This is a genomic window from Paenibacillus durus (assembly GCF_000756615.1).
Lineage (GTDB): Bacteria > Bacillota > Bacilli > Paenibacillales > Paenibacillaceae > Paenibacillus_AQ > Paenibacillus_AQ durus.
Genome location: NZ_CP009288.1, coordinates 2,721,228 through 2,733,616, shown reverse-complemented (window position 1 = coordinate 2,733,616; position 12,389 = coordinate 2,721,228). Strand labels below are relative to the sequence as shown.

Here is a 12,389-nt window from a genome sequence, read left to right as displayed (position 1 = left end):
TTAATAATTTTTTTAAAATGTACTTCAGATCATTGACATAAAAAAGCTGACCGGTCAGAATAAAAATATAATAACAGCTAATGCACAATAATCAGCCTTCGACAACCTTACATTTCATTAAAAGGAGCGTATCATTATGTCCTCATCCTTTCAAGCCCTGTTCGTGGACAACACGGAACCATTCAGTGTCGCCGTAAAACCAATTTCGCTGGGCGATCTGCCCGCAGGTGAAGTGGTGATCAAGGTCGCCTACTCCAGCGTGAATTACAAGGACGGCCTTGCCTCCATTCCGGACGGCAATATCGTCAAATCGTATCCTTTTGTGCCCGGGATTGATTTGTCCGGCGTGGTGGAATCCTCCGAAGATGAACGCTTTGTAAAAGGCCAGCCTGTACTTGTTACCGGGTATGGGCTTGGCGTGTCCCATTTCGGCGGTTACAGCGAATATGCCCGCGTCCCCGCAGACTGGGTTGTTCCGCTGCCGGACGGCCTGTCCTTAAAGGAAGCGATGATTTACGGCACCGCCGGCTTTACGGCGGCCATGTCCATTCAGGCGCTTGAAGATAACGGAGCCTCCCCGGATCAAGGAAAAGTCCTGGTCACGGGCGCGTCCGGCGGCGTCGGCGGCGCGGCGGTCGCGATGCTGGCGAAGCGCGGCTACCAGGTTGCCGCAGGCACAGGCCGCACATCGGAGAGCGACTACTTGAAGCGGCTCGGCGCGGCCGAGGTCATCTCAAGAGGCGAGATCTATGACCCCGAAGCGAAGCAAAGACCGCTGGATAAGCAGCTGTGGCAGGCCGCCGTCGATCCGGTGGGCGGAAATCAGCTCGCGGCTATCCTCAGCAAAATAGCGTACCGGGGCTCGGTCGCCGTCAGCGGGCTTACGGGCGGTACGAAGGTTCCGGCGACAGTGCTGCCCTTTATTTTACGCGGCGTAAATCTGCTCGGCATCGACTCCGTCTTCTGCCCCGCCGGTCTCCGGCTCAAGGTATGGGAACGGATGGCGGGTGACCTGAAGCCTGCTAATCTTGAAGCCCTTGTCGACCGTGAGGTAACGCTGGACGAGCTCCCGCAGGCGCTCGCCGATATTCTGAAATCGAACACGCGCGGCCGGGTGCTGGTGAAGGTGTCCTGAATGAACCGCTGAATTTCCAGTTATAACACCGTATAAACAACAAGCCTGCTCCCATATTTAGGAGCAGGCTTGTTGTACATCTCTTTTTTACTCAACCAGTTTCCATCCAAATCCAATTACCCGACCCTCCTGCGCTCCGCCTTTGTCATTCGGCCTTTGGCGCTGCCAAGAATCTTGACCCGCACCTGCCGAAAATCGGCTTCCATAAGTATAAGAGAAAGCATAATCAGCGTTCCGCCAATAAACAGATTAACTGTAAATGCCTCAAACCCAAAAGCAACGGAAAAGACGCTGCCAAAAACGCCTTCAAGCATCATAATCAGTCCGGCAGATGTCGCAGAGGTATGCTTCTGGGCTATAATTTGAATCGTCTGCGCGACAAAGGAACACAGGATACTTACATACAGCAAAGGGATGAGAGCGGCGGACCAATCGATATCGGCAATCCGCTCCGTCTCCGCGAACAGGAAAAAAATCAATCCGCCGGCGCCCTGCACCGCGGCCAGCATAAAAGCCACAATACTAACATCCGTCTCTCTTGCTCCATAACCGAGATATACAATCGAGCCGGCATAAAACAGCGCGCAAATCAAAGAGTAAATGTCGCCAATATTTATCGTAAATGCTTTGTTCCATACTCCTGTCAGTATTCCCATGCCCAGCATGCATAACGAGATGGAGATGAAGCTTTTGACCCGGAGCGGTTTTCGGTACAGGGCCCAGGCTATGAAAGGAATCAAGACGACATACGTGGCCGAAATAAACGCATTATTCGATGGAGTGGTATACTTGACGCCAATCGTTTGCGTGAGGAATCCGCCAAAGTTGAGCAATCCGGCAATCAAGCCTATTTTAAAATCCCTAAAGGTCATGTTAAATATCTTCTTATTGAAGAAAATAAGCACGAGCAGCGCAAAGAGAAAGCCTCGAAAAAAGTTGATGAATCCCGCCGAAGCGTTGGCGTCCAGTGCGATTCTGACTACCACAAACCCCGAGCCCCAAAGCAAAGAAATGAATAACAGCAGGACATTTGCCGTAGATCTTGTCAATTTCACTCTGTATACTCCCTCTCTATATAAAAAATCCTGCCTCGTTAAGAGACAGGATCAATCCGCTCTTCTATTGTTCTCATCAATTCGGAACGTCTACCAACATACTACACTGTCTTCATGTGGTCAACCAAAATTTAGGATACAGGTTCAGCCTATTACCCGGGAAATCCGGTTTTAAAATAGTCCAGCCCCATCGCTTCGCGCACTTCCAGCATTGTCTCCCGCGCAATCGCCCGGGCACGATTCGTGCCGGACATCAACAGATCGTCCACATCTCCGGGCCGAGCCGCATAATAAGCCCTGCGCTCCGCCATCGGCTCCAGCAGCTCCGCGATGGCTTCCACGGCGCGCCGTTTGCACTTCGCGCAGCCGATCAAGCCCTTGCGGCATTCCTCGCCGATCTCCTCCGCGCCTTCCGCCCGGAAGCAGCGGTGATACGCATAAACCGGGCAGATCTCGGGATGCCCCGGATCACCCTTGCGCACGCGCGAGGGGTCGGTCACCGCCTTGCGCATCTTAAGCTCCACCTCTTCCCGGGAGGAGTCGAGAAGAATCGCGTTGCCAAGACTCTTGCTCATCTTGGCGCTGCCGTCCGTACCCACAAGCCGCGGCGTATCGCCGACAAGCGCCCGGGGCAGGCTCAGTACGGGCCGGTACAGCTCGTTAAACCGGCGGACGACTTTGCGGGTTAATTCGATAAGCGGCAGCTGATCTTCTCCCACCGGAATGATCGTCGCTTTGCAGAATGTAATATCCGCCGCCTGACTGACAGGATAACCGAGAAATCCGTAGTACATCTCATCTCCGCCGCCGCTTTGCGCTTCCGATTTTATGGTCGGGTTATGACGCAGGCTGTTCACGGTAACGAACATGGAATAGAACTGGGTCAGCTCGGCGATTTCCGGAATCATCGACTGGACGAAAATGGTCGCCCGCCCCGGGTCGATCCCCGCCGCCAAATAATCCAGTACGATCTCCCGCAGATGCTTACGAATCAGCCCGGGCTGATGAAAATGGGTGGTCAGCGCCTGAACATCGGCCAGCATAATAAAGGTGTCGTACTTGTGCTGAAGCTGGGTCCGGTTCTTTAGGGTTCCTACGTAATGGCCCAGATGCAGCTTTCCGGTCACGCGGTCCCCGGTTAATACTCTCTCTTGATTCATTTTTCATTCTCCTTATTCGGTATATTGTCAACCTTAACCATCGCCACCAGCCGCCATCCAAGGCCATCACCCCCTTTCAAAATCTTCCTGTAAAGTGAAGAATCGGCTCTGTTGCTTTAATCAACAAAAAAAGCCCCGTCCTTATAAGGACGAGACTGCTCGTTGTGCCACCTTAAGTTGACCGTTCTATCCGGCATAGCTGCGCGGAATCGGCGGTCCTCGTTAGACGGTGCGGAATTGGCGGTTCACGCCTCTTCGATACCGTTCCCTCTGATAACGGCGGGAAACCCGGCGTATCCCTACGACCGGCGCGCCGGGCTCGGGACAGCAACTCGGAAGGCCATTCAATCGTATGCGGAACACCGGCTCGCAGCCACCGCCGGCTCTCTGCAAATTCCTATCATACGTCTACTTACCCTTCGTCTTCGTTGATTTATTTTGCAATTTCCTAAGGTCAATCCCGCAGCTTATGGAGGGGAATCTCCAGCACGACTTTGCCGATCAGCTTATCCTTCGCGACAAAGGGCGTGTCCCATAAATGCGCGTCGAAGCTGATATTCCGGTTGTCCCCCAGGAAAAAATAATGATCTTTCGGAACCGTAACCGGTCCAAAGGAGTAATCCATCTTCACGGTAAGGTATGTTTCGTCCACCTTGGCCCCGTTTCGGTACAGCGCGCCATCCTTAATCTGCACAATATCTCCCGGCAGTCCGATCAGCCGCTTGACGAACAGCTTCGTCTCGCCGGCGATGGGAGGATGGAACACGACGATGTCTCCATGCTTTAGTGAAGTGGCCCATAGCATTTTTTCCACAATCAGCCGGTCACCCACCTGGATAGTCGGAACCATCGACTCTGTCGGAACTCTCATCGCTTCGGCGACATAGCTGCGAATTAGCAAAGAAAGGACAATGGCAATTAGAAGGGTCGGTACCCAATCTTTAATCAGTTTGGTGAATTTGTTCACTTTTATTAACCTCCGTTAAATACCGTAAGCACGGGTAATCTTATCAAGTTCAGCCTTCAATAGCTGATCCACTGCCTTCGGAACGTGAATAATGAGCACCCCGCCGAATACGGTCTCCCATTTCCCGCCGCATTTAAGCACCCGCTTCCTGAATGATGCAAGCTCCGGCGACTGTGCGGCTTCCCGGCTGAGCAGCCTGACCATTTTCACGTAGTCCGATTTACGCACTGTTTCCACGTAGTAATAGACGCCGCGTTCTTCTTTCACTTTGATGATGTCACCCAGGGACAAGTCCGGTCTGAACACAGGTGTCTCCTCGATCCGGTATTCATTCTCGCCGATGCGGGTTACATCAAGAATTTCAATTTCGCGTCCCGCTTCATCGAAACAAAGCTGGAACTCCATAAAATCAGGCATCGGTTGCCTCCAATCACTGTTATGTACCTAGCTCTACAATAGACTACTGAAAGGTAAAATTCAAACATCGCCATTATTTGAGCGCCCAGGCGACGATTCGCTCGAACCAGCCCCACGGCAGCAGATTCCTGCCTCCGATCATCAGCCGGGAGCCTCTTCCGAGCACGTAGCGCAGGCGGGGCGAGCGCATCTGCACTATGCGCCCGATCAGGTCGGCAACCTCCTGCGGATCGGGGGCCGTATCGGCGGACTTGCGCGCATACCGGAGCACCGCATCCAGACGCGCTTGGTAAGGAGATCCATCCGTGGTGCTAATCTGCGACAGCCCCTTGTTCCATATGGCGGTGCGGTATGCCCCCGGCTCCAGCAGAACGACCTTCACTCCAAACGGCGACATTTCATGCCGCAGGCTCTCGCTGAAGCCCTCAACCGCGAACTTGGAAGCCGCGTAAGGCGCAAAGCCGGGAAAAGCGGCCAGACCGCTGACGCTGCCGATATTGATAATGAGCCCCGTGCGCCGCTCCCGCATCGCAGGAAGAATGGCCTTCGTTACCGCGACCAGGCCGAAAAAGTTCGTTTCCAGCTGCCGCCGCCACTCCTCCATCGGCACCTCTTCCACAAAGCCGCCCGCCGCGTAGCCGGCATTATTAACCAGGACGTCGATTCTGCCGTAAGCGGCCAGCACTCCCGAGACGGCCTGTTCGATCCCGGCAGGGTCGGTCACATCCATGCGCATCACATGCAGGCGATCCAGAACGCCGGACCGCTCTGCCAGCCGCTCCAGATCTTCTTTTCTCAATGGATCACGCATCGCTGCAATAACCTTAAAGCCCTGCTCCGCCAGCTTAACTGCCGTCAGCAGTCCGAAGCCGCTGGAAGCCCCGGTGACAAGGGCAACGCCGTCCGCGCTCCGGTTCTCCGATTGAGTCAATGAAACCTCTCCTTATCTCACTTTACCGGCCTCTCAAACCATCAGCCCAACAATCATGCTGATCAGATAGGCGGCGGGAACGAGAACGAGCTGACCGAGCAGCGTGCCCAGAAACCGGGAGCCCATGAGCAATACATATACCTTGCCGAGCCGTCTGCGGTGTTCCTCGCTGGCCGTCGCCTTGTCTGTAATCAGCCCGAGCTGCGGGTCGATGAAGATCGTCAGCAGGATCGTCGCCATCCCGTTAATAATCCCCGAGGCCTGGGAAGCGGTCGTGCTGTACTTCGGAATGAGATGGGCTGCGTACAGTGACGACATGACCCCCACCGTATAAAAGGCCGTAACGAAAATATTCAGCACGATCAACCGTTTTGGAACATCCAGATACCGGAAATAGTGCAGCCGGATTTTCGGCCGTCTGACATATTTGCGGGTATTTTTCAATTGTCCGATGGTGACGCTGGCCAGCAGCTTCGGTATGGAACCTTGGATCTCCAGCTTGGAAATGATGCGCGCGAACAGTCCGATAAATGTGGGAAACAGTCCGATCGCGATCAGCGTTCCGAGCGAGCCGCCCAGCAGGATAATCCTTAAATAATTCTTCAGGTGAAAGCTGGGATCTAATCTCGCCATATCCACAAAATTGGCAGTCAGCGGGGCCTGAATCAGATTGGCCGTCCTCGATACCAGTACAATAATGCCGGTCAGGGACAGCGAGATCGCGATTTTATTCAATTTTACTCCAGCGTACCGGACAGAATACGACAGCGTCTCGGCGGTGTGTATAATCATCGTAAGCAGAAAAACGACAAGCAGACTTCCGGCCATCCGTGTTCCTCCCAAGGCTCCGATCAACGATCCGCGGATATTCGCGGAGTTTTCCATGACTGGGTATATCATCCAAATATCATTCTAACACACAGAAGCCGCCAAGTCTTTGGCAAAAAAAATAACAGACGGTCCGCTGATGATGGAACCGCCTGTTATAGCTTTTTGCAACGTTAGCTGCCCTGGTCAACGTCAGTACGATCCGCCAGCCTCATCGCCCAGCGCCGACAGTACCGCTTCCTTGCGGCGGATGCGGAAAGTCAGGGCGAGATCGGCGGCAAAGCCAAGGACAGCCATGGGGAGCAGCACACTCCAGATATCCGCCGTTAGTGTGTACAGACGAATCATCAGCGGGTGAACGGCAACGAGGCATACAACCGATAATCCCCACCAATACAGAGAGAACAGCAGACAGATATGCCCGCTGAGATGATACTCTTGGCCTGAGTAATCCCACCAGCGGCGGCGGAACAAGAGCTTCAGCAAAGCCCCCGTGAAATATTCCACAGCCGACGGTACGATAAATGTTGCGGCCAGAAACATCGGCAGCGGCATGGCTGTACCTCCTAAAGCCAGCAGCAGCAGAGGAGCGATGCCATACATTGGTTTATACGGTCCTTTCATAAGCCCCTCTTTGCGGAACGTCCCGACGCTGTACCAATTATACATACCTTCTATAAGCCAGCCCAATATCGAGTAGACGATAAAATAAATAAAATATTCTCCCGGCAAACTGTGGGCCGCCTCCCGGCCCCAAGACAACAATCCCGACATGCTAAATTTCCCGCCTTCCTGTCCAATGGAATATCCATTTTTCCTGAAATCGGGCATAGTATGCCATCCTGGAAACGGGAATATACGCATAAAATCAGCCCCGCAAAGCGGGGCTTGAGAGGCCGTATGTGGTTTTCACGGACCTTATTTATTCAATTGGATATAAATGCCTGTCTTGTCATCCGATACTTTAAAACGGGGATAGCGAATACATTCAGCATCTTCCCGCTCAATTTGCAGCAGCCATTCCGCATAACGGCTAAGACCTGTCTGCGATACTTTACGAACCAGCGACTTTACCGCGTCTTCTTCAGCAGTGTTACCCTCATCGGGATAGAACAGGCCGTCCGACACAAGCAGCAGGCTTTGCAGCCTAATCCGGTTGATTCTTCCATACTCGAAAAATTGCTCCGCCTCCACCATCCCGTTAAGCACGGAATACCCTTCGGGCGTATTCATTTTTTGCTTGTTTGCCGCAATTACGGGCTTGACCGTCTCCCATAATTGATCTTTGGAGCGCACTCCCGCCTCAATGCCATCGATCCATATCCGCTTCGACTCATGATCAATCGCCGCAACATGATCGCGGGTGATCGGCCGGATTGACCCATCCTCATAGATCGCATAGATCATACAATCGCCGGCCTGAATGAACTCGATGAAGGAATCGGTTATGCGAATAAGGGCTGCTCCCGCTGTCCATAATTCATCCTTCGACTGCGGATTAATCCCGCACCGTTTCATTTCCTGGCCCAGCCGGAAGTTTGCTTCCCGCAGCAGGTCTTCCATTCCTTTATATTCGGCCGCCGTTACACTTTCAGCGTATTGCTTAATAATCTGGGAAGCGAGCCGGCCGCCGGTCTCGTTACCCTCCCCGCGGTATGGTACAAGCGAAGTAGCGCCGTCTACTACACCATAGAGCCCCAGTTCCTCATTCAAAATGACGGCATCCTCGTTCCACTCCCCTGTGCCTTGAAGCGAAATCCAATCCATTTCAATCATGTTAACCTTCCCCTGTCCAATATATAATCCATCCGGCAGCAATGCGCATCCATATCCCTAGGAGTTAGGGCATGTACGGCAGTAATTGTGCAGCGTATGCACGGAAATCAGCTTTCTGGTCCATCTCCAAATGGTTAAGGATTAGCGTAATCCGCTCCCAGCGAAGGCGCGCGTCTGCCGAAGGTTCCAGGCTCTCAAGCTTGCCAACCGCGCCTAGAAGCACACTATATTTCCTGTTTAAGGCATAGTTTCGGGAGATGGCCTCAATCGTCTGTGTTCGAACCGGCAAATATCCGGTGGCCTCCAGCACCTTGGCTTGGGCCTCGGAAGATGCGAGATAGTTCACCGCATCTTCCGCCGCACCCGCAGCCTTCCTGCCGGCCACGATGCCAAATGAGCTGATGTGGGGCAATAACACATTCCCGCCAGCAAGCGGCGCCGGAAGCATGCCATACGCAAATTTTCCGGCAATGTAATGATCCAGCCAAGGTATCATATTTGAATTTGTCATATAAAATAACGTCTTGCCGGATATGAAATCGCTGGGAGCCAACTGGCTGCGAAGAGGCTTCATGGCCTTTGAATCAAAGACAAGTCCGCTCCACACCCGAAGCAGCTGTTCCAGTCTTTGATTACCGGGCAGGCCGCTTTGCCGGGATTGCTCCCATAAATTCAGCAGGATAAACGGCTTCGAATCATCCATTACAAGCGCTTGCTCCCAGCCCGCCGAATTGCGCGCAGTTAGACCTGCTTTCCATGCCTTTGTTTTGAAACCAAGCTCTTCCAAAGAAGAGAAATCGATAATTTTATCCGCACCCGTCCATTTCATCAGGTCCTTATTGTAGAACATGACTGGAACGGAGACTCCTGCCGGAACCGCCCACAGCCGTCCGCCATAAGTGAATGGCTTGGCTGCCGCAGGCAAAGTCTCTCCGGGGAGAAGCGCATTGCCTGATACCGGCGCTAACGCCTGCATTGAAACCAGTTCAGAAAGTCCGTAGGAGCTGTCCAGTTCAACGATCTGCGGAGCCGTTTGGATCGATAGCGCCGCGAGCAGCTCGGTATACAATTCTTTATAGGAAGGGAATACTCTCACTTCCAGTTCAACACCCGGATGGGTCTCCTGATACGCAGCCAGCAGGTCCGACCAGCCGTCCGTATAGATCCAGCAGACCAGCTTCTCTTTTTCCGTGTCATACTGCTCGGGAACCCTCTTGACCTCAGTGAAATAGTTGGAATATACAATGACTGTAACCGTAATAATGACCAATAAAGCCGCCCATACGACACCGTTTTTTGTCATTGTCATCCTCCCTTTCAACTGAGTCCTTACACAGATAACCCTTTTCCGCCCGACAGCTTATTCGCAATGAGCAAAGAAATCAGCGTGCTTAACGTCAGAATCGAGGCAAGCGCCGCGCCCGTCCCATAGTTGGAGGTAAATACCTCGCTGTAGATCGTAACGGAAATCGTTGCTGTTGCGCCATAATACAACACCAGGGTCGAGCTGAGCTCGTTAATGGTTGTAATCCAGCTTAGAATCGCTCCCGATATTACCCCCGGCGCCATCAGCCTCCCCGTTGTCTTAAAGAAGGTCTTCATGGGCGGAACGCCAAGACTAATTGAGGCTTCCTCCACACTCCGGTCAAGCTGATGGAGAATGGCTGTGCTGGAGCGTATGGTGTATGGAATTTTACGCACGACATAAGCAATGACAAGAATAATCCAGGTTCCCGTCAGCACAATCGGCGGTTTGTTAAAAGCGACAATAAGACTTATCCCAAGCACCGTTCCCGGCATCACATACGGAATCATCAGAATGCCGTCGAGCGCCGCCGTAAGCTTGGATTTGCGCCGAACCAGGATATACGAAATCAGCATGCCACCAGCAACCATAATGATGATGGACAGGATGGAATACGAGTACGTGTGAATAATCGAACGGGGAACCCGGTACAGTACTTCCCTGTAGCTGTCAAGGCTAAACCCTGACTGAAAGACAGGACCCTTCGTTTTGATAAAAGACGTTAAGATTACAGTCAACTGCGGCAGTATCGAAATACATGCGGGAATAAAAGCGACAATCGTCAGCAGCGTCTTCGCCAAGGGCTTAAGAGGAATCAGCTTCGGTGTCCGCATGCCCGTCATCGAAAAGTTTTTGCGTGCGACGAAATAACGCTGAGTGAACAAGACCGAGGTGGAGAATAAAATCAGGATGATGCTCAGCGTACTGGCCATCGCCGGGTTGCCGCCCATTTCACTCACGAACTGCTCATAAGCAAGAATCGGGAGCACCTTGAAGCCTTGTCCCAGCAGCATCGGTGTACCGAAATCCGCGAAGGATGCCATAAATACCATGAGCGCCCCGGCCGACAGAGTTGGAAAAATCAGCGGCAGGGTCACGGTGCGAAGACGCTTCCAGGAGGTCATCCCGAGGCTTTCCGACGCTTCCTCCAGCGACGTATCGATCGTCTTCAGCGCGCCGGAGACGTACAGGAAAATATGCGGATAGAACTGCAGCGCGAATACGAACACGATGCCGTGCATCCCGTAGATTGACGGAACCGAAATGCCGAGGTCACGAATGAATCGGGTAATAAATCCGTTGTTGCCCATCAGCAAGATCCACGAATAAGCGCCAATGAACGGAGGCGATAAGAGAGACATCACAATCATGATCTGCATGAGACCTTTGAATTTAATCGCATATCGGGTAGATAAATAGGCCAGCGGAACTCCGATCAGGATAGCGCCTAATGTGGCAAGCGCGGATACCATAAAGCTGTTCAGCAGCGCCATACGGTAATATTTCAATGAAATGAAAGTAATATAATTTTCAATGGTAAAGCCGCCATCTTCGCTGATAAAACTGTTGATGAACAAAGTTACCAGGGGGTAAACAACGAAGACGCATAGCAGCAAATAGACCACGAGCGTCACTGCGGTCCAGAAATCCCATTTTCTAAGCAGCAGTCTCTGCCGGATTACATTGCCCGGATTAGGCTCAGCCCTCGATTGCACGATAGATTACCTCCTCGCCGCTGCCATTGTAAATGACGGATTGGCTCAGCTGAAGATCAAGATACACGGGCTGCTTCGGCTTGTAAATATCCCGCGTATACACCGAATGGTCATGTACCTCAATGGATTCTCCCGACGGCATTTTCACCGTATAGCTGACTTTTTCCCCAAGGAATGTAACCTCGTCAATCGTCCCCTGGTATCCATGATCCTCAGAGGGCTCTGTCGATATCTTTACCCGTTCCGGCCTAATAGAGAACAGTACCTTTCCGGAATGCGGCTTCAGAAGAGACAGCTCGGTTTCAAGTCCCATCAGCTTAATATTGGCGGGATTGCTAAGTGCGGCTCCTGCTTCACAGGTTCCGTCCAGAAAATTCGAGGTGCCCATGAAGTTCGCGACAAAACGGTTCTGCGGATACAGATAAATCTCTTGCGGGGAAGCAATCTGCTGGACGGTGCCATTTTGCAAAACGGCAATCCGGTCGGATACAGCGAGCGCCTCCTCCTGGTCATGCGTTACGTAAATGGTCGTGATGTTCAGGTCTTTTTGCAGCTTGCGGATATCCGTGCGCATCTTCACTCTCAGCTTGGCATCGAGGTTCGACAAAGGTTCATCCATTAACAACAATGCCGGACGAATGACAATCGCGCGGGCCAAGGCAATCCGCTGCTGCTGCCCGCCGCTCATGTTGGATGGTATGCGGTCTTTAAGATGCGTCAGTTCCACCATGTCGAGCGCCTCCAGCACTCGGGTACGGATTTCATCCTTGGACACTTTTCTCGCCTTCAGGCCATAGGCTACATTATCAAATACAGTCATATGGGGAAAAATCGCATAGTTCTGAAACACCATGCCGATATTGCGTTCATGAGTGGGGACATCGTTAATCAATTGATCGCCAAAATAAATATTTCCTTCTTCTTGTCTATAGAAGCCCGCTATCGTCCGAAGCAGCGTCGTCTTACCGCATCCGCTGGGGCCGAGCAAGGTGAAGAACTCGCCTTCTTCTATCGTAAAATGCGCATTATTAACCGCCTTTGCCGTACCGAAATATTTTGTTACATGATCGAAAACAACCTTGCTCATAAATATTCCCTC

Annotated in this window: 12 protein-coding genes; 1 reads left to right on the top strand and 11 read right to left on the bottom strand. The window is 52.4% G+C overall.

Annotated features, from left to right (window positions below):
* Nucleotides 1-136: 136 nt before the first annotated feature.
* Nucleotides 137-1,135, top strand: a complete 999-nt coding sequence (locus PDUR_RS11620) for an acrylyl-CoA reductase family protein (RefSeq protein WP_042206410.1) — start codon at nt 137-139, stop codon at nt 1,133-1,135.
* Between the two features lie 116 nt (nt 1,136-1,251).
* On the opposite strand, the gene PDUR_RS11615 is transcribed toward PDUR_RS11620, so the two are convergent.
* The 11 genes from PDUR_RS11615 to PDUR_RS11565 all read right to left on the bottom strand — a co-directional run bounded on the left by PDUR_RS11615 (nt 1,252) and on the right by PDUR_RS11565 (nt 12,377).
* Nucleotides 1,252-2,190 (bottom strand): DMT family transporter, encoded by a 939-nt coding sequence (locus PDUR_RS11615; RefSeq protein WP_052410187.1) that lies wholly within the window; start codon nt 2,188-2,190, stop codon nt 1,252-1,254.
* Between the two features lie 152 nt (nt 2,191-2,342).
* Nucleotides 2,343-3,350 (bottom strand): tryptophan--tRNA ligase, encoded by a 1,008-nt coding sequence (gene trpS, locus PDUR_RS11610; RefSeq protein WP_042206409.1) that lies wholly within the window; start codon nt 3,348-3,350, stop codon nt 2,343-2,345.
* Nucleotides 3,351-3,804: 454 nt separating this feature from the next.
* The gene (lepB, locus tag PDUR_RS11605) at nt 3,805-4,317 is read right to left on the bottom strand and encodes a signal peptidase I (RefSeq protein ID WP_042206408.1); all 513 of its coding nucleotides are present in this window, start codon (nt 4,315-4,317) and stop codon (nt 3,805-3,807) included.
* 15 nt (nt 4,318-4,332) lie between these two features.
* Nucleotides 4,333-4,734, bottom strand: coding sequence for a DUF4265 domain-containing protein (locus PDUR_RS11600; RefSeq protein WP_042206407.1), 402 nt, complete (start codon nt 4,732-4,734; stop codon nt 4,333-4,335).
* Between the two features lie 73 nt (nt 4,735-4,807).
* Entirely contained in the window at nt 4,808-5,665 is an 858-nt protein-coding gene (locus PDUR_RS11595; RefSeq protein ID WP_042206406.1) for an SDR family oxidoreductase, read from the bottom strand.
* A gap of 33 nt (nt 5,666-5,698) precedes the next feature.
* Entirely contained in the window at nt 5,699-6,493 is a 795-nt protein-coding gene (locus PDUR_RS11590) for a lipid II flippase Amj family protein (protein ID WP_042206405.1), read from the bottom strand.
* Nucleotides 6,494-6,685: 192 nt separating this feature from the next.
* Entirely contained in the window at nt 6,686-7,324 is a 639-nt protein-coding gene (locus PDUR_RS11585; RefSeq protein WP_233277531.1) for a putative ABC transporter permease, read from the bottom strand.
* An 87-nt stretch (nt 7,325-7,411) separates the two neighbouring features.
* Nucleotides 7,412-8,269: a protein phosphatase 2C domain-containing protein gene (locus tag PDUR_RS11580; protein ID WP_042206404.1), complete on the bottom strand. Its 858-nt coding sequence runs from the start codon at nt 8,267-8,269 to the stop codon at nt 7,412-7,414.
* A 64-nt stretch (nt 8,270-8,333) separates the two neighbouring features.
* The gene (locus PDUR_RS11575) at nt 8,334-9,572 is read right to left on the bottom strand and encodes an extracellular solute-binding protein (RefSeq protein ID WP_042206403.1); all 1,239 of its coding nucleotides are present in this window, start codon (nt 9,570-9,572) and stop codon (nt 8,334-8,336) included.
* Between the two features lie 26 nt (nt 9,573-9,598).
* Complete coding sequence (locus PDUR_RS11570) at nt 9,599-11,290, bottom strand: ABC transporter permease (RefSeq protein WP_218918457.1); 1,692 nt, start codon at nt 11,288-11,290, stop codon at nt 9,599-9,601.
* Complete coding sequence (locus PDUR_RS11565; RefSeq protein ID WP_042206402.1) at nt 11,274-12,377, bottom strand: ABC transporter ATP-binding protein; 1,104 nt, start codon at nt 12,375-12,377, stop codon at nt 11,274-11,276. Before PDUR_RS11565 ends, PDUR_RS11570 begins: the two co-directional genes overlap by 17 nt.
* Nucleotides 12,378-12,389: the final 12 nt, after the last annotated feature.

What these genes read in the sequence shown, in the direction of transcription:
- PDUR_RS11580 (WP_042206404.1), bottom strand. Translation starts at nt 8,269, where the DNA reads ATGATTGAAATGGATTGGATTTCGCTTCAAGGCACAGGGGAGTGGAAC.
- PDUR_RS11585 (WP_233277531.1), bottom strand. Translation starts at nt 7,324, where the DNA reads ATGCCCGATTTCAGGAAAAATGGATATTCCATTGGACAGGAAGGCGGG.
- PDUR_RS11575 (WP_042206403.1), bottom strand. Translation starts at nt 9,572, where the DNA reads ATGACAAAAAACGGTGTCGTATGGGCGGCTTTATTGGTCATTATTACG.
- PDUR_RS11565 (WP_042206402.1), bottom strand. Translation starts at nt 12,377, where the DNA reads ATGAGCAAGGTTGTTTTCGATCATGTAACAAAATATTTCGGTACGGCA.
- PDUR_RS11600 (WP_042206407.1), bottom strand. Translation starts at nt 4,734, where the DNA reads ATGCCTGATTTTATGGAGTTCCAGCTTTGTTTCGATGAAGCGGGACGC.
- PDUR_RS11620 (WP_042206410.1), top strand. Translation starts at nt 137, where the DNA reads ATGTCCTCATCCTTTCAAGCCCTGTTCGTGGACAACACGGAACCATTC.
- trpS (WP_042206409.1), bottom strand. Translation starts at nt 3,350, where the DNA reads ATGAATCAAGAGAGAGTATTAACCGGGGACCGCGTGACCGGAAAGCTG.
- PDUR_RS11590 (WP_042206405.1), bottom strand. Translation starts at nt 6,493, where the DNA reads ATGGCCGGAAGTCTGCTTGTCGTTTTTCTGCTTACGATGATTATACAC.